At 66.0% G+C, this 18,335-nt stretch carries 14 protein-coding genes and 1 tRNA gene; 6 read left to right on the forward strand and 9 right to left on the reverse strand.

Annotated features, from left to right (window positions below; genetic code table 11):
• Positions 1-3 precede the first annotated feature (3 nt).
• The 3 genes from AC56DV_RS12245 to AC56DV_RS12255 all read right to left on the reverse strand — a co-directional run bounded on the left by AC56DV_RS12245 (position 4) and on the right by AC56DV_RS12255 (position 4,884).
• Entirely contained in the window at positions 4-3,078 is a 3,075-nt protein-coding gene (locus AC56DV_RS12245) for an efflux RND transporter permease subunit (RefSeq protein ID WP_496314553.1), read from the reverse strand.
• Complete coding sequence (locus AC56DV_RS12250) at positions 3,075-4,184, reverse strand: efflux RND transporter periplasmic adaptor subunit (protein WP_496314554.1); 1,110 nt, start codon at positions 4,182-4,184, stop codon at positions 3,075-3,077. The genes AC56DV_RS12245 and AC56DV_RS12250 overlap by 4 nt, the downstream gene beginning before the upstream one ends.
• A gap of 82 nt (positions 4,185-4,266) precedes the next feature.
• A complete protein-coding gene (locus AC56DV_RS12255; RefSeq protein WP_496314555.1) occupies positions 4,267-4,884 on the reverse strand; it encodes a TetR/AcrR family transcriptional regulator in 618 nt (205 codons plus the stop codon).
• A gap of 96 nt (positions 4,885-4,980) precedes the next feature.
• On the opposite strand from AC56DV_RS12255, the gene AC56DV_RS12260 reads away from it, so the two are divergent.
• Complete coding sequence (locus tag AC56DV_RS12260; RefSeq protein WP_496314556.1) at positions 4,981-6,441, forward strand: efflux transporter outer membrane subunit; 1,461 nt, start codon at positions 4,981-4,983, stop codon at positions 6,439-6,441.
• A gap of 24 nt (positions 6,442-6,465) precedes the next feature.
• Here the strand turns inward: AC56DV_RS12260 and AC56DV_RS12265 are convergent, their stop codons facing one another.
• The 4 genes from AC56DV_RS12265 to AC56DV_RS12280 form a co-directional block, all read right to left on the reverse strand.
• Positions 6,466-8,667, reverse strand: coding sequence for an ATP-binding protein (locus AC56DV_RS12265; protein ID WP_496314557.1), 2,202 nt, complete (start codon positions 8,665-8,667; stop codon positions 6,466-6,468).
• 64 nt (positions 8,668-8,731) lie between these two features.
• Complete coding sequence (locus AC56DV_RS12270; RefSeq protein WP_496314558.1) at positions 8,732-9,481, reverse strand: LytR/AlgR family response regulator transcription factor; 750 nt, start codon at positions 9,479-9,481, stop codon at positions 8,732-8,734.
• Positions 9,469-10,536, reverse strand: a complete 1,068-nt coding sequence (locus AC56DV_RS12275; protein WP_496314559.1) for a sensor histidine kinase — start codon at positions 10,534-10,536, stop codon at positions 9,469-9,471. The genes AC56DV_RS12270 and AC56DV_RS12275 overlap by 13 nt, the downstream gene beginning before the upstream one ends.
• A 15-nt stretch (positions 10,537-10,551) precedes the next feature.
• Entirely contained in the window at positions 10,552-12,183 is a 1,632-nt protein-coding gene (locus AC56DV_RS12280) for a Na+/H+ antiporter (protein ID WP_496314560.1), read from the reverse strand.
• Positions 12,184-12,267: 84 nt separating this feature from the next.
• Between AC56DV_RS12280 and AC56DV_RS12285 the strand changes: the two genes are divergently transcribed.
• The 3 genes from AC56DV_RS12285 to AC56DV_RS12295 all read left to right on the forward strand — a co-directional run bounded on the left by AC56DV_RS12285 (position 12,268) and on the right by AC56DV_RS12295 (position 14,107).
• A tRNA-Gly gene (locus AC56DV_RS12285) sits at positions 12,268-12,343 on the forward strand.
• A 158-nt stretch (positions 12,344-12,501) separates the two neighbouring features.
• Complete coding sequence (locus AC56DV_RS12290; protein ID WP_496314561.1) at positions 12,502-13,458, forward strand: chemotaxis protein; 957 nt, start codon at positions 12,502-12,504, stop codon at positions 13,456-13,458.
• Positions 13,459-13,525: 67 nt separating this feature from the next.
• Positions 13,526-14,107 (forward strand): DJ-1/PfpI family protein, encoded by a 582-nt coding sequence (locus tag AC56DV_RS12295; RefSeq protein ID WP_496314562.1) that lies wholly within the window; start codon positions 13,526-13,528, stop codon positions 14,105-14,107.
• On the opposite strand, the gene fghA is transcribed toward AC56DV_RS12295, so the two are convergent.
• Positions 14,097-14,939, reverse strand: a complete 843-nt coding sequence (gene fghA, locus AC56DV_RS12300) for an S-formylglutathione hydrolase (protein WP_496314563.1) — start codon at positions 14,937-14,939, stop codon at positions 14,097-14,099. The two genes, AC56DV_RS12295 and fghA, sit on opposite strands and share 11 nt — an antisense overlap.
• Positions 14,940-15,063: 124 nt before the next feature.
• Here fghA and AC56DV_RS12305 point away from each other — a divergent pair, with 124 nt between their 5' ends.
• Both AC56DV_RS12305 and AC56DV_RS12310 read left to right on the forward strand, forming a co-directional pair.
• Positions 15,064-16,251 (forward strand): cation:proton antiporter, encoded by a 1,188-nt coding sequence (locus tag AC56DV_RS12305; protein WP_496314564.1) that lies wholly within the window; start codon positions 15,064-15,066, stop codon positions 16,249-16,251.
• Positions 16,252-17,367, forward strand: coding sequence for a YbdK family carboxylate-amine ligase (locus AC56DV_RS12310; protein WP_496314565.1), 1,116 nt, complete (start codon positions 16,252-16,254; stop codon positions 17,365-17,367). It abuts the gene before it with no gap.
• Here the strand turns inward: AC56DV_RS12310 and AC56DV_RS12315 are convergent.
• Positions 17,364-18,308: a gamma-glutamyl-gamma-aminobutyrate hydrolase family protein gene (locus AC56DV_RS12315; protein WP_496314566.1), complete on the reverse strand. Its 945-nt coding sequence runs from the start codon at positions 18,306-18,308 to the stop codon at positions 17,364-17,366. The genes AC56DV_RS12310 and AC56DV_RS12315 overlap by 4 nt on opposite strands.
• Between the last annotated feature and the right edge of the window lie 27 nt (positions 18,309-18,335).

The following is an 18,335-nucleotide window of genomic DNA, read 5'->3' on the forward strand; positions in this document are numbered from 1 at the left end:
AGATCAGCTGGTTTCGGCTTTGGCGGGCGGGCTGATCTTGAACCAGATGGCATACATGGCTGGCAGGAAAACCAGCGTGAGCACGGTCCCCGCGAAGGTGCCGCCGATGAGCGTATAGGCGAGCGTCCCCCAGAACACGGAATGGGTCAGCGGGATAAAGGCCAGAATGGCCGCCAGCGCGGTCAGGATCACCGGACGCGAGCGCTGCACCGTCGCCTCGACCACCGCGCGGAAGGGCGCCAGTCCAGCCTGCTCGTTATGGTGGATCTGGCCGATCAGGATGAGCGTGTTGCGCATCAGGATGCCCGACAGGGCAATCAGGCCGACCAGCGCATTGATGCCGAACGGCTGCTGGAACAAGATCAGGGTCGGCACCACGCCGATCAGGCCCAGCGGGCTGGTCAGCAACACCATCACCATCGCGGAGATCGACCGCACCTGGAAGATGATGATCAGCAGGGTGATCGCCAGCATGATAGGGAACAGGGGCAGCATGGCCGCCGTCGCCTTGCCGGATTCCTCGATCGAACCGGCCTGTTCGATGCGGTAGCCGGCCGGCAGCTTGTCCATGATGGGCTGGAGCTGCCTGGTGATGGCGCTGGACACGTCCGGCGGCTGCAGGCCATCGGCGATGTCGCCCCGCACGGTGATTGTCGGCATCCGGTCGCGCCGGCGGATGAGCGGCTCCTCCGCGCCCACGTCCACCTTGCCCACCTGCGACAGCGGGATGCGTTGTCCGCCGGCGGTGGACAGCGTGAAGTCCGCGAGCTTGGCCGGATCAAGGCGGTTGTCGCCGGCGGAGCGGGCCACGACCTGCACGGTGCGGATATCCTCGCGGACGGCAGTCAGCGGAACGCCGCTCAGCAGGAATTGCAGTTGCTGCGCGACGGCGCTCGAAGTCAGCCCCACGCTCTGCAGCCGGTCTTGCTGCAGGGGGAAGTGCAGCGTTGGGGTACGCGTGCCCCAGTCGTTGTTGACGGTGCGCATCATGGGACTCGCTTCCATCACCTGCTGCACCTGCGCGGCAATACTGCGCAGCTTATCCGGGTTGGGCCCCGTCACCCGGTAGGCCACCGGGAACGGCGAATAGGGACCGAACACGAGCTGGGTGACACGCACCCGTGCTTCCGGCGCGAGGCCTTCGGCAATGGCCATGCGCAGCCGGCGCTTCAGCGCGTCGCGCTCATCCTGGCTGTCGGTGCGGATCACGATCTTGGCGAACGAGGGGTCGGGCAGTTCCGGTCCCATGGCCAGATAGAAGCGCGGCGCGCCCTGGCCGATGTAGGCGGTGACGATCTTCGCCTCCGCCTGCTTGGCCAGCCACGTTTCCACCTTTGCCGCAGCGGCGCTGGTCTGCACGATCGAGGTGCCATAGGGCAGCTGCACTTCGACCAGGACTTCGGGACGGTCCGAGATGGGGAAGAACTGCTTCTTGACGACAGCCATGCCCAGCACCGCCATGGCGAACAGGCCCACCACGGCGCCGGCCACCCACCATTTGCGCGCGATGAGGCGCTGCAGTACCCGGCGGAAGCGGTTGTAGCGCGGGGTGTCGTAGAGCGCGTCGTGGCCGCCCTCGACCTGTTTCAGCTCGGGCAGCAGCTTGACGCCGAGGTAAGGCGTGAAGACCACCGCGACTACCCACGAGGCGATCAGGGCGACGCCGACGATCCAGAACATATTGCTGGTGTACTCGCCCGCAGTGGAACGCGCGAAGCCATTCGGCATGAAACCCACCGCCGTGACCAGCGTGCCCGAGAGCATGGGCGCCGCAGTGTGGCTCCATGCATAGGCCGATGCGGCAACGCGGCTGTAGCCTTCTTCCATCTTCACCACCATCATTTCGATGGCGATGATGGCGTCGTCGACCAGCAGGCCCAGCCCGAGGATCAGGGAGCCGAGCGTGATGCGGTCGAAGTTCTTGCCGGTGGCGGCCATCACGATGAACACCGCCGCCAGCGTCAGCGGCACGGCTGCGGCAACCACGATGCCGACGCGCCAGCCCATGCTGACGAAACACACCGCCATGACCACCAGCAGCGCGGCAAAGAACTTGAGCATGAATTCGTCGACCGACGCACTGATGTTGACGGCCTGGTCGGTGACCTTGCTCAAGCCCATGCCCAGCGGTAGCGCGGCGTTGATCTCGCCCACTTCCTGGTCGAGAGCCTTGCCCAGGTCGAGCCCGTTCCAGCCGTCGCGCATGACGATGCCAAGCAGCAGGGCTGGTTCGCCGCTGTTGCGTATCATAAAAGTCGCCGGATCCTCATAGCCGCGCTGAATCGTGGCGATGTCCGACAGTTTCAAGGTGCGGCCCTGCGCGACGACCGGCGTATCGCGGATTTTCTGCAGTTCGTCGAATGCGCCGTCAAGGCGTATGAACACCTGCGGGCCCTTCGTTTCCACCGAGCCGGCCGGCGTGAGCACGTTCTGATTGTTCAGCGCGGCGAACACGTCCTGCGGGCTGACGCCCAGCGTGGCCAGGCGCTCATGCGAGAACTCGACGTAAATCCGTTCGGACTGTTCGCCGACGATGTTGACCTTTTTGACGCCCGGCACGCGCAGCAGGCGCTGGCGCAGCGTCTCGGCGTCGCGCACCAGCAGGCGCTGCGGCTCCCCCTTTGCCTTCAGCGCAAACAAGGCGAAGGTGACGTCCGCATATTCGTCGTTGACCATCGGCCCGATCACCCCGGGCGGCAGGTTGCCGGCTTCATCGCCGACTTTCTTGCGCGCCTGGTAGAACTGCTCCTGCACCTCGGCCGGCGGCGTGCTGTCCAGCAGCGTCAATGTCGTGAACGCCAGGCCCGGCCTGGTGTAGGTCTCGCTGCGGTCGTACCAGCGCAGTTCCTGCAGCCGCTTTTCGATCTTCTCGGCGACCTGATCCTGCATTTCCTGCGCCGTCGCCCCCGGCCAGGCCGTCACGATGGTCATCACCTTGACCGTGAAAGCGGGATCCTCCGCCCGCCCCAGCTTGAAGAAGGACACAATCCCGGCCAGGGAAATCAGGCAGATCAGGAATAAGGTGACGGAGCGCTCGCGCACGGCGAGCGCCGACAGGTTGAAGCGGCCTGCGCTCATGGACGCGCTCCTGCGTTCGCGAGCGCCTCGTCCGCCGTGCGCACCGCTTCGCCTTCGCGCAGCAGGTGGGCCCCCAGCGCGACGATCCGGTCGCCTTGCTTGAGTTGCGCTGCAATGCGCGCGCCGTCGTCGCCCAGGCGCTGCACCGTCACCGGCCGCCAGCTCACCTTTGCCGGCTGCCCCTGTATCAACCAGACGCCGGGCCCTTTGCCTGCGTCAAACAGGGCGCCGATCGGCACCGACCAGCCGCTGTGCGCGGCGGATTGCGTCTCGGGGATCTGTATGGTGACGGTGGCGCCCAGCGGCGCGTTGGCCAGCCCGTCCTCCAGCACGTAGCGCGCCTCGAACGTGCGCGTCAGCCGGTCTGCCGTATCCGAGAGCTGCCTGAGCCTTGCCGCAACGGCGGGTCCGCCGCTGCCAAACAGCGTGGCAAGGCCGGCGGACCCGACCGCGGGGCGCAAGGTTTCGGGGAGCTGGATGACGGCCTCGCGGCGGCCCGCATGCGCCAGACGGACCACCGCCTGTCCTGCGCTGACGACCTGGCCGGGTTCGGCCAGCGTTTCCATCACCACGCCGTCGGCATCGGCCACCAGTTCGGCATAACGGCTGGCGTTGCGCGCCACTTCGGCCTGGGCTTCGGCCGCATTGAGCTGGGCCTGGGCGGCATCGGCTGCCGCCTTGCTTTGGTCGTAGGCGGAAGCCGATACCGCGCCGGTGCCGCGCAGGTCGCGGTAGCGCGCTTCGTCCTGTGCCGTTTGCTGCGCCCGGGCGCGGGCGGCGGCAACCGCTTCCTGCTGGGCATGTGCGGCGAGCTTCAGGTCGGCGGGATCAATGCGCATCAGCGCCTGGCCGCGCTTGACGGTTTGTCCGGTATCCACCAGGCGCGCCAGCACCTTGCCGGCGACCCGAAAGCCGAGGTCGCTTTGCACCCTGGCCGCGACGGTTCCCGTGAACGTCCGTGCCGGCGTTGCCGCCTGCTGGACGGTGGCAGCGCGCACCAGGCGGGCGCCGGTGCGCGGGTCTGGCGGCGTCTTCTCGCCGCAGGCGGACAAAACCAGCGGCAAGACGGATATGACAGCTGAGAAAACGAGGCGACGGCGAGGCATAGGAATCCCGTAAAAAACTAAACAGGATTCCATTGTGGGACTAGTGACTAATTGTGTCAATAGTCACTATGCGCGCCGGTGCTCATCTGGACAGGCTGCGCAGCACCAGGCTCGACAGTTGGGCCGGCGCGTCGCCGGTCGGGTCGAAGCTGTATTGCAGCAGCAGCGGATTGAGGTACGGCCGCATAACCAGGTAGATCGCGTTCGCCGCTTCGTCGAGCGGGGTCTTGCGTTCAAAGTCCTCGCTCTCGCGCCCCTGGCGCAGCACATCCTGCAGCAGTTGCCGGATGCGCGCCTCGTAGTCCCGCACCGCTTCCCAATGACCGGTAGTGGCAGAGGCGGCAATGTCGTACAGTTTGCGGTCTTCCGAGAACAGCCGCATGCTGGACTCGACGATGGCCTTGAACATGCGCCGCAGTTTCTCCGGCGGACGGTCAACGCTGTCGACCGCGGTCCGGATATCGGCTTCGATTTCGCGCAGGCAGTTGGCGCAGATGAGTTCTCCGATGGCCTGTTTGGATTCGAAGAACTTGTAGATATACGCCTTGGAGAAGCCGATCGCCTTGGCAAGGTCGGAGACGGTGGTCTTCTCGTAGCCGTACTGGCGGAAATGCGCGGTAGCGGCGGAGACGATTTGATCACGCACGTCGTGATCGGCAGGTCCGCGGGCGGGACCGGAATGGTGGGGTGCTTTGTTCATGCCCGACAGCTTACCTCTTGTCGCGGTTTCGTTCAACGAGTGACCAAAACATGATATAGTCACTCGCGTCTTCCTCTTTTACTTCGCGAAAAACCCATGTTATTAAAACGCACACTTTTAATGCTCGCCGCCGCCGGCATGTCCGCCGGCTGCGCTGTCGGGCCGGATTATCAGCGGCCCGGCGCGCCGCTGCCGGATCGCTACCTGGGCCAGGCTGCTGCCGAGTCCAGGCAGGCCGATGGCAGTGCCGACTTCAGCGCGTGGTGGGCGGGCTTTGGCGATCCGCAGCTGACCCGCTTCGTGATGCTGGCGCTGGAGCAGAACCTGGACCTCGCCCAGGCGTCCGCCCGCGTGGCCCAGGCGCGTGCCGGACTCGGGGCGGCGGCCGCCGCGCTGCTGCCGGCGGGCGCCATCAATGCGCAGGCGGCCAGGGCCTACCAATCGGTGGAAACCCCGCTCGGGCAAGTGCTCAATGCGCAGCCGGATTTTGAGCGTTACGGCAGCGCTTATGAGGCCAACCTCGGCATCGGCTGGGAGCTGGACATATTCGGTGGCTTGCGCCGAGGGCGGGAAGCGGCGCTTGCCGAGTATCAAGCTTCGGCCGCCGGGGCGGTGGCAAGCCGGCTGGCGGTGGCGGCGCAAACCGCTGACATCTACATCAACATCCGTGGGCTGCAAACACGGCTCGGCGTGGCGCACAGCCAGGTCAGGACGCAACAGGAGCTGCTGGCGACGGTCAATCTGCTGCATGGCAAAGGGCTGGCCGCAGAACTCCAGGTGCGGCAGGCCGAAGGCGCGCTGGCGCAGGTGAAGGCAACAGTGCCGGTGCTCGAAGCGGGGCTGGAGACGGCCATGAATGCGCTGGACGTGATGCTGGGGACGGCGCCGGGCACGCACCGGGAAGAGCTGGCGGCGGCGCGCGCGATACCGGCCGCCCCGCGGATCGCAGCCACCGGGTCGCCCGGCGATCTGCTGCGCCGCCGGCCCGATCTGATCATGGCGGAACGCCGCCTGGCGGCCTCGAACGCGCGGATCGGCATGGCGCTCGCCGAGTACTACCCGAAGCTGTCCTTTAGCGGCTTGATCGGCAGTGCGACGTCGCTGTCAGGCGGCAACCTGTTCAGCAGCGGCGCCAGCCAGGGCGCCGGCGTGCTGGGCCTGCGCTGGCGGCTGTTCGATTTCGGCCGCATCAATGCGCAGATCAGTCTGGCCAAGGGGCAGGAGGCCGAGGCGCTGGCAGCCTACCGGCTGGCCGCGCTGCGTGCGGCCGAAGATGTGGAAAACGCGTTGTCCAACCTGGTGAAGCGCGAGGGCCAGGCCGGCCTGCTGGGGCAGGGAGAGGATTCGCTGAGCCTGGCGAGAAAGGCATCGTTTGCCGCTTACCGGAACGGCGTGGTCAGCCTGATAGAAGTGCTGCAGGCCGACGAGAACCTGCTGCGCGCCGCCGACATGCGGGCGCAGGCGCAAACCGAGTCGGCACGCGCGGCGGTCGCGGCCTTCAGGGCGCTGGGCGGCGGCTGGCAGCCTCCGGAAGCCGACACGGTTGCGACGCGGTAAGCGCTGGGCGCGGCCGGCCGCTTGCTACCGCGCAGCGATCTCCCCCAATAGTTCGGAGAGTTCGAGCGCGTCCACTGGTTTGACAAGGTGGTGGTAAAAACCGGCCGCACTGGTCAACTCCCTGTCCTGCGGCTGACCGTAGCCCGTAACCGCAACCAGGACCACCCCGGCCGCCCCGGGCGTGGCCCGCAAGTGCCCCGCGAGGGTGATCCCATCAATTTCGGGCAAGCCAATGTCGAGGAAAAATACCTGGGGACAGCTCGCTTTCGCGACCTCGAGCGCCGCGTGGCTGGAGTACACCGCGCGCGCACTATGTCCCATAGCCGACAGCAGCGTGCTGAGGAAATCCGCCGCGTCGCGGTTGTCATCCACTACGACGATACGCAATGCTTGCTGGATCCGCTCCGGCACTAACGGCAGCGCCGATTCGGTGCCGGCGATCCGGCCGGTCTTCAGCAGCGGCAGGCGGACTGTGAAGACGCAGCCCTTCCCGGGGCCGCCGCTCAGCACCGAGATGGTGCCGCCATGGGATTCCACCAAGCTTTTGGCCAGCGCCAGGCCGATGCCCAATCCCCCTTGCGCGCGGTCTGGAGTACGCCGCCCCTGGACGAAAAGCTCGAAGGCGCGCGCGGCCAGCTCCTCGTCCATTCCCACGCCGTTGTCAGTGACAAGCAATTCAGCGTCGTCCGCGGCCACGCGTAGCTGGACGTGTATGACGCCCCCGTCAGGAGTGAACTTGCTGGCGTTGGTAATGAGATTTGCGGCGATTTGAACGATGCGCTTGCGATCGCCGCTTACCATGACCGGCTCTGCAGGCGCGTCGAAGGAAAAATGGTGGCGTTTCGCCTGGATTCTCGGGAGGACCTGCTCAGATGCTTCGGAGACCGCGTCCCAGAGGTCCAACGGGTTTTTCGTCAATCCAACGAGTCCGCGCGTCACCCTTGCGACATCCATCAGATCGTCAATCAAGGCACTCATGTGGTTGACGTGCCGCGTGATGACGGCCGCGGCATGCTTCACACCGGCGGTGTCGTGCGCCGCGACGCCCAGTAACTGGGCGGCGGCACTAATAGGCGCCAGCGGATTGCGCAGCTCATGCGCGAGCATGGCAAGGAACTCATCCTTGGATTGATTGGCGTGGGCGAGCTCTGCGATCAGCACCTTGCGCTCGTTGTGCGCCTGATCCAGCAAATGCCGCTCCGTCGCATCGCGGGTAAAACATCGCGTGTAGCGGAGCTGGCCGTTTTCGAAGCATCCATTGGAATTGATGACGACGTGCTTGACCGCGCCATTGCCGCAGCGCAGCCGGGCGGGCTGATCGTAGAGCGTCTCGCCGGTTTGCAGCTGCCCGAGAATATGGTCGATCAGGTCACCATCAACATGAAACTCAGCAATGTGGTGGCCGACGTAGTCCCCCCAGCAGTAGCCCAGCATGGTCAGTTCGGCCTTGTTCGCCCAAAGAATGATGCCGTCCGGCCCAACCCTATGCAAGCCCTCCGCCGCATTTTCGACAAAATCGGTGAATTCACGCTCCCGATGTTTGAGGGTCTGTTCAGACCTTCTGGTGTGGGCCAGTTCGCTTTGCAACGAGAGGATTTTCTGTTCCAGCATGGCCGCATGTTTATTGGCATCCGAGGCGGCCCTGGGGCCGTCGGGAACGCTCGGGCAAACATGGTCATGCTCATGGCAAATGCTCTGGAAGGCGCTGGCATGTTCCTGCGTCGGGAACAGCTGCCACGGATAGGCGCAAAACAGCGCGAAACGGCAATTCCGGCGCAGCGCGTTCCATAGCTGTTCGAGGCGTATCGCGGCGTCATACTGGCCCCGCGCGCACAGCAGCGCCACCATTTCGCCGAAAGCGTGGACTTGCCTTCCGGAACTGCAGGCATTGCGCACAGCCTCGCCGATCACGGCATCAAACCGCCGCTCATCAGGATAGCCATCGACCATGAACTGCGCCAGCGCACTCTCGGCATCCATGGTGATCAATTCCCCAGGGAACCATCCGCGCTCGCCTTTCAATGTCCCCAGGCCGGCCAACTGTTGCCGCAGCGCGGCCAGATGGTCCGCTGTTGCGATGACGATTGCGGTGCCGCCTCCACGCAAGCCCCGGTCCAGGAAATCGGCCGCCTCAGTCACTAGCGCCACATCGTGCTCGTAAAAGCGCACAAAATGCTGGTCTTCGAAGGGGGGCGGCTGAGCCGGCGTTTGCAAAGTAGTGGCCATCAATTTCTCTTTATAATCAGGGCGCTGCGGCAAGCGGCCCTGATTTCAGTGCCGACTTGCGCGATCATATACCGATTCGGCCAAGCCACGCGTTCCGGTGCAGTTGGGCCAGCAGGGCGGGGCGGTAATGGCGGCTGAGCGGCGCGCGGGCGCCGCCGTGCAGCAGCAGTGCGCCGTCGCCCTTGTCGTCCACTTCGATGGCGGCGACGGCGGCCAGGCGCACGGCGGCGCGGCGGTGGCAGCGCTGGAAGGCGGGGCCGAGTTTGTCGAGCAGGCCGGCCAGCGTCTGGCGCAGCAGCGGCTGGCCGCCGGCGGTGTGCAGGACGACGTAGTTGTCCGCCGTTTCGATCCAGTCGATGTCGTCCACCCTGACGATGCGCGTGGCGCCGCGCTCCGGGACCAGGAGCTGGCGCACCCGCGGCAGCGGCGCCGGAGCGGCGGGCGGCGCGGCGCGCTGGCCGGCGAGGCGGCCGCGCAGGCGCTGCAGGGCGCGCTGCAGGCGGGGCCGGTCGTACGGCTTGAGCAGGTAGTCGATGGCGTTGGCGTCGAAGGCGCGGATGGCGTATTCCTCGTAGGCGGTGACGAAGACGATCAGCGGGGCGGGCGCGGGCAGCGAGGCGGCCACGTCGAAGCCGCCCACTTCGGGCATCTGGATGTCGAGGAAGATGGCGTCGGGCGCGAAGGCGGCGGCGCGTTCAAGGGCTTCCACGCCGTCGCGCGCTTCCTCGATGGCGGCGATGTCCGCTTCCAGCGACAGCAGGCGGCGCAGCTTGTCGCGCGCCGGGCGCTCGTCGTCGACGATCAGCACGCGCACGGCAGCCTCACTTCGGCGCGCACGCCCGCAGGTTGCAGCTGCACCAGCCGCAGCGAACCGGCGCCGCCATGCAGCACCGCCAGCCGCTCGCGCAGATTGCGCAGCCCGATCCCGCCGCCCGCGGCGCCGCCGGCCGCCTGGCGCAGGGTGCCGCTGTCGTCGTCGATGCGCAGCACCAGTTCGGCGCCGGCGCGCCGGGCGCTGATGGCGATGGCGGTGGGCTGGCGGCGCTGTTCGACGGTGTGCTTGAACACGTTCTCCAGCAGCGGCTGCATGCTCATCAGCGGCACCTGGCAGCCCAGCAGCGCTTCGTCGATATCCCAGCCGATGCGCACCCGGTCTTCAAAGCGCTCGCACATCAGGTGCGCGTAGCCGCGCAGCAGCCGCAGCTCGGTGGCCAGCGGCGCCTGCTGCTGGCCCGAGTGGTCCAGCGTGGCGCGCAGCACGTCGGCCAGCTGCATCAAGGTGGCGTCGGCGCGCTCCACGTCCGTATGCATCAGCGACGAAATGGTATTGAGCGCGTTGAACAGGAAGTGCGGCTGCATCTGCTGCGTGAGCTGCTGCAACTGCGCCTGCCGCAGCAGCGTGTTGGCTTGCGCGGCCCGCACGCGCTCCTCCAGCAGCGCGCGGTAGGACAGCAGCCCCAACTGGATCAGCACGAACAGCCCGAAGAACACGGTGATCTTCACGTCCTCGTACACGAACACCTGCGGCCACGCCTCGTGCCGATAAGTGTCGCCGGCCAGCGCGTACACCCCGTGGCGGATGCCGAAGGTCAGCGGCACGAAGCACAGCCAGTACACCGGCGCCCACAGCAGCTGTATGCCGAACCAGCGCAGCGGCGCAGGCAGCAAATGGTCGTAGCGCCGCGTGTGCAGGCGCTGCGCCAGCATCAGCAAGGTGGCCACCAGCGCCGACGACAGTTCCCACAGCATCGGCTTCCAGAGCGCGCGCTCGCCGTCGCGCAGCGCGTCCTGCACGGCGGTCAGCACCATCAGGCTCCAGAACAGCAGCCAGGCGGCGCACAGGGCATAGGCGGCGCGGCGGGTTTGCATAGGTGGCTGGATAGGCTAGCGGAAGCGGGTTTCGCTCAGGTCGATCTCGCGCACCAGCTTGCGCGAAATCGCGTCCGAGATGTGGCCGTGCCGCGCCAGGTTGAAGATGGCCTTGCGCTCGGCTTGCAGGGCCGACATGCGCAATGCCTTCTCGGCCGCGTCCAGCTTGCGGAACTGGCGCGCCTCGTCCTGTTCCTTGTGTTCCATCAGCCGGTGCTTGTACAGCGCGATGACGCGGCTGGCCGCCTGCGGATACAGGTCGGCGTCCATGCTGGTGGACATCAGCTCGATCTGCGCCTTCTCGATGGCGGCGATGGCCGCGTTGGCCGCCACCTCGCGCGCGCGGTCCTCCTCCCGGCTTTCCTCCGGCTCTTCCGGGAAGTCCACCCCGCTCAGGATGCGCGGCAGGCCGATGCTGGCCGCCAGCAGCGACAGCAGGATCACCGCGCTGGCCAGGAAAATGGTGAGGTCGCGCGCCGGGAACGGTGAGCCGTCGGGCATCGCCAGCGGCAGCGTCATCACGCCGGCCAGCGTGATGGCGCCGCGCGCGCCGGCCAGCGAGGTGGCCAGCAGCAGGCGCCAGTGCGGCGGCGCGGCGTCCCGGCCCATGCGGCTTTTCCTGAACAGCGTGAGCTTGAGCGCGGCCCACACCCATGCGAAGCGCAGCGCCATCAGGCCGGTGGTGATGGCGAACGCGTACAGCACCAGCCACCACGGGTTGGCGTGGCCCACGTCCTCCAGCGAGGCGCGCGCGCCTTTCAGTATGCTGGGCAGCTGCTCGCCCAGCAGTACGAACATCACGCCGTTCAGCGAGAACTGCACCGTGTCCCACACCGCCGAGCGCTGGATGCGGGTGGCCGCCAGCGCGTGGCCGCCCAGCTCCACGTAGCTCATGGTGACGCCGGCCGCCACCGCCGCCAGGATGCCGGAAGCGTGCAGGTGCTCGGCCAGCAGGTAGGCGCCGAACGGCATCAGCAGGTTGACCAGGATGGGCGAGCCGGCCGGTTCGCCGAAGTGGCGCGTGAGCCAGCGCTGCAGCAGCGCGATCAGCAGGGTCACGCCCACGCCCATGGCGACGCCGCCGGCCACCAGCCACAGGAAGGTGAGGGTGGCGCTGGTGAGCGAGAAGGTGCCGGTCAGCGCGGCAGCCACGGCGAAGCGGAAGCAGACCAGCCCGCTGGCGTCGTTCAGCAGCGACTCGCCTTCCAGGATGTGCATCAGGCGCTTGGGGATGGGCGTGCGCGAGGCGATGGCGGAGACGGCGATCGGATCGGTGGGCGAGACGATGGCCGCCAGCACGAACGCCACCGGCAGCGGCATGGCCGGTATCATCCAGTGGATCAGCAGGCCCATGCCCAGCACGGTGAACACCACCAGGCCCAGCGCCAGCTGCAGGATCACGCCGCGGTCGCGCAGCAGGCCGCTCTTGGGAATGCGCCAGCCGTCCAGGAACAGCAGCGGCGGCAGGAACAGCAGGAAGAAGAATTCGGGATCGAGGACGATGCCGTGGCGGGAGAAGGCGGCGACGATAAAGCCGAGTGCGATCTGCATCAGCGGCAGCGGCACGGCCACCGGCAGCAGGCGCACCAGGTAGGCGCTGCCGACCACGGCCAGCAGCATGGCCAGGACTGTTTCTATTGCATCCATGCAGTTCCTTTTTTCAACGTGGAGCAATTATATAGGCCGCTACTCTGGTCAACAGGAAACCTTTCTGTCATAATCTTGCCTTCTGCGGGAGTAGCTCAGTTGGTAGAGCGCAACCTTGCCAAGGTTGAGGTCGAGAGTTCGAGACTCTTCTCCCGCTCCAGGATTCAAAAAAAAGGAAACCACCGGTTTCCTTTTTTTTATGCCCGCGCGGTTTGCAACGCTATGCAACCGCATTGCAACATCGGCAGGCAAAATGTTTCGTTACGAAGGGCAATATCGTTATACTGGTCGCAGCCCTTGCGATGGAGACGAATCCCTATGAATTCAGTTCAACAAGAAATTGACGAACGTAGCAACTTAACCAATTCCAATAAATTTGAACTGCTGCTGTTCCGTCTCGGCGCCGACGCCAATGGCGAGCACTCGGAGCTGTACGGCATCAACGTCTTCAAGATCCGCGAAATCGTGGCCATGCCGGAAGTGACGGCGGTGGCCGGTTCCTCGCCCCACATGCTGGGCGTGGTCAACCTGCGCGGCCAGATCATTTCCGTGATGGACTTGCCCGGCATCGTCGGCGTGACGCCGAAGACCGGCCTGAACATCATGCTGGTGACCGAATTCGCCCGCACCACCCAGGCCTTCGCCGTGGAGTCGGTGGACGAGATCGTGCGCCTGGACTGGGGCCAGGTGCTGTCGGCCGAAGGCAGCACGGCCGGCGGCATGGTGACCAGCATCGCCCGCCTGGACGGCGACGTGAACAACACCCGCCTGGCGCAGGTGCTGGACGTGGAAACCATCTTGCGCAAGATGGTGCCGACCGACGGCAAGGACGTCGATCCGGAAACCATCGGTCCCAAGCTGCTGCTCAAGCCGGGCACCATCATCCTGGCGGCGGACGACTCGGTGGTGGCGCGCAGCCTGATCGAGCAGGGCCTGACCGCGATGGGCGCGCCGTTCGTGATGACCAAGTCCGGCAAGGAAGCCTGGGAGCGCCTGCAGCATATCGCCGACGGCGCCAAGGCCGAGGGCATCCCGGTGGAAGACCGCGTGTCGCTGGTGCTGACCGACCTGGAAATGCCGGAAATGGACGGCTTCACGCTGACCCGGCTGATCAAGCAGGACGCGCGCTTCAGCAAGATCCCGGTGGTGATCCACTCTTCGCTGTCGGGCAAGACCAACGAGGACCATGTGAAGGGTGTCGGTGCCGACGCCTACGTGGCCAAGTTCGTGGCGGAAGATTTGGCGGAAACCATCCGCAAGGTGCTGCACAAGTAATCACATTGCCCGTCAATTAACGCTATCATGGCCAGGTCGTACTTTTCCAACCAAACGGGAGATGACCGTGGCAGCCAAGCAGATACTGTTATTGACGGGCGATTTCGCTGAGGATTACGAAACCATGGTGCCGTTCCAGGCACTGCAGATGGTCGGCCACACGGTGCACGCCGTGTGTCCCGGCAAGAAGAGCGGCGAGAAGGTCAAGACCGCTATCCACGACTTCGAGGGCGACCAGACTTATACCGAAAAGCCCGGCCACCAGTTCGCCCTGAACGCCAATTTCGACGATGTGCAAGTCACCGCTTACGACGCGCTCGTGATCGCGGGCGGCCGCGCGCCGGAATACCTGCGCCTGAATCCGCGCGTGCTGGAAATCATCCAGCAGTTCGCGCAGGCTTCCAAGCCGATAGCCGCCGTGTGCCACGGCGCGCAGCTGCTGGCGGCGGCCGGCGTTATCCAGGGCAAGAAGATTTCCGCCTACCCTGCCTGCGCGCCGGAGGTGAAGCTGGCGGGCGCCGAGTACGCCGACATCGCGGTCGATAGCGCCGTGACCGACGGCATCTTCGTCACCGCGCCCGCATGGCCGGCCCATCCGCAATGGCTGGGCCAGTTCCTGGCGCGGCTGGGCACGGAAATCAAACTGTAAGATTGCGTGCGTGGAAGCGCAGATGGTCTTCGATGAAGCTTGAGATGAAGTAGTAGCCGTGGTCGTAGCCCGCGTGCCGCCGCAGCTGCAGCGGCTGCGCGGCCTGGCGGCAGGCTTCCTCGAACGCTTCCGGATACAGCTGCTCGGCCAGGAACTTGTCGCCCAGGCCCTGGTCTATCAGTATGCCCTGCGGGAAGGGCGTGCGGGCGGCGGCCATCAGCTCGCTGGCGTCGTGCGCGCGCCATGCGCTTTCGTCCTTGCCGAGGTAGCCGCTGAAGGCTTTCTTGCCCCACGGGCAGCGCGTGGGGGCGGCAATCGGCGCGAAGGCGGACACGGAACGGAACACGTCCGGCCGCTTCAGCGCCAGCGTGAGCGCGCCGTGGCCGCCCATGGAATGGCCGAATACGCCCAGGCGGGCGGCATCCAGCGGCAGTTCCCGCGCCACCAGTTCGCGCAGTTCATGGATATAGCTTTCCATGCGGTAGTGCCGGCTCCACGGCGCCTCGGTGGCGTCGATATAGAAACCGGCGCCCACGCCGAAGTCCCACGCATCCGTTTCCCCCGCCACGCCGGCGCCGCGCGGGCTGGTATCCGGCGCGATCAGGACCAGGCCCAGTTCGGCGGCCACCCGCTGCGCGCCGGCCTTGATGGGAAAGGTCTCCTCGGTGCAGGTCAGGCCCGCCAGGTAGAACAGCGCGGGCAGGGCGGCACCGTCCGCGTGCGCCGGGATAAAGGCCGAGAAGCGCATCGGCAGGCCGATCGCTGCGCTGTCGTGCTTGTAGAAGCGCTGCACGCCGCCGAAGCAAGCGTGCTCGCTGATGAGTTCCAGCATGGGATTCCTTCTCCTGCGTGAGTGGATGTGAGCGTCAAGCAGGATTCTACTCCGGCCTTGGGTGTGACGTAATTTGGCTTAATGCAATAAACTAACAACTAATTTTGCATCGGAGGAAACATTTATGCCGGATTTGGTAGTCATCACGGCCGAACTGGCCTGGCCTTTTGCAATTGCCCTGGCCTGGCTGGCAGGCGAGATCATGCACCGCTGGTCAGGCGTGCCGCGCATCAGCGTGTACGGCCTGGTGGGCTTCGCGGTGGCGCAGGCGTTCCCCGAGCTGTACACCAGCGACAGCTCCAGCCCCGTCACCATCCTCGCCAACGTCGCCTTCGGCCTCATCCTGTTTGAATTCGGCTATCGCATCAACCTCAAATGGCTGCGCCTGAATCCGTGGATCGCGGTGACCGGCCTGGTCGAATCGGCCGCCACCTTCGTCGTGGTGTATGTGATCGGCCACCTGTCCGGCATGCCGCCGCTGACCTCGCTGCTGCTGGCCTCGCTGGCCATGTCCAGCTCGCCCGCCGGCGTGCTGCGCGTGATTAACGAGCAGAACAGCGCGGGGCAGGTCACGGAGCGGGTGCTGCACCTGGTGGCCATCAACTGCGTGCTGGCGGTGTTCGTCTATAAAGTGATTGTCGGCGTGTGGGTGTTCCAGACCTCCGGCAGCCTGGGCCAGGCCATTTCGCACAGCGCCATCGAGCTGCTGGCCTCGGCCGTGCTGGGCGCCGTGTTCGGCGTGGTGGTGCCGGCGCTGCTGCGCCAGCTTGGCCATGTGCAGCGCGACGGCACGGTGGCCTTCGCGCTGGCCGTGGTGCTGCTGGTGGCGATCACCCACGCGGCCAACCTGTCGCCGGTGCTGGCCACGCTGACCTTCGGCCTGATGGCGCGCCACCGCCGCATCACCTTCAGCCGCACCGAGCGCAATTTCGGCGCCATCGGCGAGCTGCTGACGGTGCTGCTGTTCGTGTTCGCCGTGACCACGCTGGACTGGGAGCGCGTGGTCACCGGCGCCGGCCTGGCCATCGTGCTGCTGCTGGCGCGCTTTGTCGTCAAGACGGCGGCGGTGGCGGTGTTCGCGCACGCCGCCGGCGTCACCTGGCGCAAGGGCGCGCTCACCGGCGTGGCGCTGGCACCGATGTCGGTGTTCGTCATCCTGCTGCTGGAGCAGACCAAGAGCATGGGCATCGTGCTGGTGGACGAGCTGGCCGCGCTGGCCGCCATGACGCTGTTAATGGAAGTGCTCGGCCCCATCTTCACGCAGTACGCGCTGGTGTGGGCCAAAGAAACGCCGCAAGAAGAGGAGGCATAAATGGCGCTTGAACCGTTCAATAATTCCCAGCCGCTCACCATGGGCGTGGAGCTGGAGCTGCAGCTGATCAGCCATGCGGACTACGACCTGACCGCGTCCAGTCCCGACCTGCTGCACCTGCTGAACCGCAAGCCTTTCCCGGGCAATGTGACGCCCGAGATCACCGAGAGCATGATCGAGATTAACACCGACGTGCACACCAACCACACCGAGATGGTGGCGCAGCTGCAGCTGATCCGCGACACGCTGGTGCAAGCCTGCGAGAAGCTCAACATCGGCATCTGCGGCGGCGGCACGCACCCGTTCCAGAAATGGTCGGAGCGGCGCATCTTCTCCAAGCCGCGCTTCAAGGAAGTGTCGGCGCTGTACGGCTACCTGGCCAAGCAGTTCACCATTTTCGGCCAGCACGTGCACATCGGCTGCGCCAACGGCGACGACGCGCTGTTCCTGCTGCATTCGCTGAGCCGCTACGTGCCGCACTTTATCGCGCTGTCCGCCTCTTCTCCGTTCGTGCAGGGCGGCGACACGCTGTTCAATTCCGCGCGCCTGAACTCCGTGTTCGCCTTCCCGATGAGCGGCCGGGCGCCGTTCACGCTGAGCTGGCACGACTTCGAGCACGGCTATTTCGCCAAGATGGAGCACACTGGCGTCATCAAGAGCATGAAGGACTTTTACTGGGACATCCGGCCCAAGCCGGAGTTCGGCACCATCGAGCTGCGCGTGTGCGACACGCCGCTGACGGTGGAGCGCGCGGCGGCGCTGGCGGTGTACCTGCAGGCGCTGTGCCGCTACCTGCTGGAGCGGCACGAGGCCGCGCCGGAGGAGGACGACTACCTGGTCTACAACTATAACCGCTTCCAGGCCTGCCGCTTCGGCATGGACGGCACCATCGTGCATCCGAAGACGTATGAAAGCCTGTCGCTGCGCGAGGACATCCTGACCACGCTGCGCAAGATGGAGCCGCACGCGGAAGCGCTGGGCGGCAGCGCCGGCCTGGCGCACCTGACGCAGGTGACCCATACCGGCAGCGATGCCCAGTACCTGCGCGACCAGTTCCGCGAAAGCGGCAGCGTGGAGGGCGTGGTGGACGCGGCGGTGAACCGCTTCCGGGGCTAGAAGCGCGTCTCGCGCGCCACGCGCAGGAAGTTGTCGAGGATGGGGGTGCAGTCCAGCAGTTCCACGCCGCCGGCGCGGTGGAACTCCGGGTGCCACTGCAAGCCCATGACGAAGGGCGCCTTGGTGTAGCGGATGGCTTCCACCACGCCGTCCGGCGCGGAGCGGGCTTCCACCGTCATGTCGCGGCCCAGGTTTTTCACCGCCTGGTGGTGGATGGAGTTCACCAGCGCTTGGCCGCTGTGCATCTTCAGCATGCGGCCCAGCGAGGAGCCCTCCGGGAACACGATTTCGTGGCGATGGCGGTCGTAGTCGTCATGCACGTGGGCCATCGCGTCCGGCACGTCGGAGGCGATGTCCTGGTACAGCGAGCCGCCGAAGGCCACGTTGATCAGCTGGCAGCCACGGCAAATGCCCATGACCGGCTTGCCCGCCTCCACGAATTCATGCAGCAGCTCGAGCTCGTACATGTCGCGCGCGCGGTCGCCGCTCCATTCCGGGCGGGTCGGCGTTTCGGCATAGCTTTGTGGCGACACGTCGGCGCCGCCCTGCAGCACCAGGCCGTCCAGGTGGCGCGCATAGTCGCGCAGGCGGATGTTGGAGGGGTGCAGCAGGCCGTCCGTGTTCACTGTGGGGATCATGAACACCAGCACGTCGCGCGACATCACCCACTGCGCGATGGACTCCTCGAGGTATTGCAGGTTCTTGCTGCGCAGGCCCTTGGCGCCTTCCTCGGGGTGGAAGATGCGCGCCGATATGCCGATGTGCAGCGGGCGCTGGATGATGTGGCGGGTGGCCGCCGCCGCGATGCGCCGGTAGCGCGCCATGATGATGCGGCCCCACAGGCTGAAGACTGTGTCGCCCGGGTCCAGGTAGCGCGGCGTTCCAACCCTGTCCCCGTGGCGGCGGTCGTGGCGCCGCTGATCGTGATCTCCCGTACTCATGCAGACTCCTGTTTATCGCATAGGTGT

The organism is Massilia sp. BGA-UO-ETr-WB1 (assembly GCF_059567845.1).

Coding starts and splice junctions, on each gene's coding strand:
- AC56DV_RS12245 (WP_496314553.1), bottom strand. CDS start 3,078: ATGAGCGCAGGCCGCTTCAACCTGTCGGCGCTCGCCGTGCGCGAGCGC.
- AC56DV_RS12250 (WP_496314554.1), bottom strand. CDS start 4,184: ATGCCTCGCCGTCGCCTCGTTTTCTCAGCTGTCATATCCGTCTTGCCG.
- AC56DV_RS12255 (WP_496314555.1), bottom strand. CDS start 4,884: ATGAACAAAGCACCCCACCATTCCGGTCCCGCCCGCGGACCTGCCGAT.
- AC56DV_RS12260 (WP_496314556.1), top strand. CDS start 4,981: ATGTTATTAAAACGCACACTTTTAATGCTCGCCGCCGCCGGCATGTCC.
- AC56DV_RS12265 (WP_496314557.1), bottom strand. CDS start 8,667: ATGGCCACTACTTTGCAAACGCCGGCTCAGCCGCCCCCCTTCGAAGAC.
- AC56DV_RS12275 (WP_496314559.1), bottom strand. CDS start 10,536: ATGCAAACCCGCCGCGCCGCCTATGCCCTGTGCGCCGCCTGGCTGCTG.
- AC56DV_RS12280 (WP_496314560.1), bottom strand. CDS start 12,183: ATGGATGCAATAGAAACAGTCCTGGCCATGCTGCTGGCCGTGGTCGGC.
- AC56DV_RS12290 (WP_496314561.1), top strand. CDS start 12,502: ATGAATTCAGTTCAACAAGAAATTGACGAACGTAGCAACTTAACCAAT.
- fghA (WP_496314563.1), bottom strand. CDS start 14,939: ATGCTGGAACTCATCAGCGAGCACGCTTGCTTCGGCGGCGTGCAGCGC.
- AC56DV_RS12305 (WP_496314564.1), top strand. CDS start 15,064: ATGCCGGATTTGGTAGTCATCACGGCCGAACTGGCCTGGCCTTTTGCA.
- AC56DV_RS12310 (WP_496314565.1), top strand. CDS start 16,252: ATGGCGCTTGAACCGTTCAATAATTCCCAGCCGCTCACCATGGGCGTG.
- AC56DV_RS12315 (WP_496314566.1), bottom strand. CDS start 18,308: ATGAGTACGGGAGATCACGATCAGCGGCGCCACGACCGCCGCCACGGG.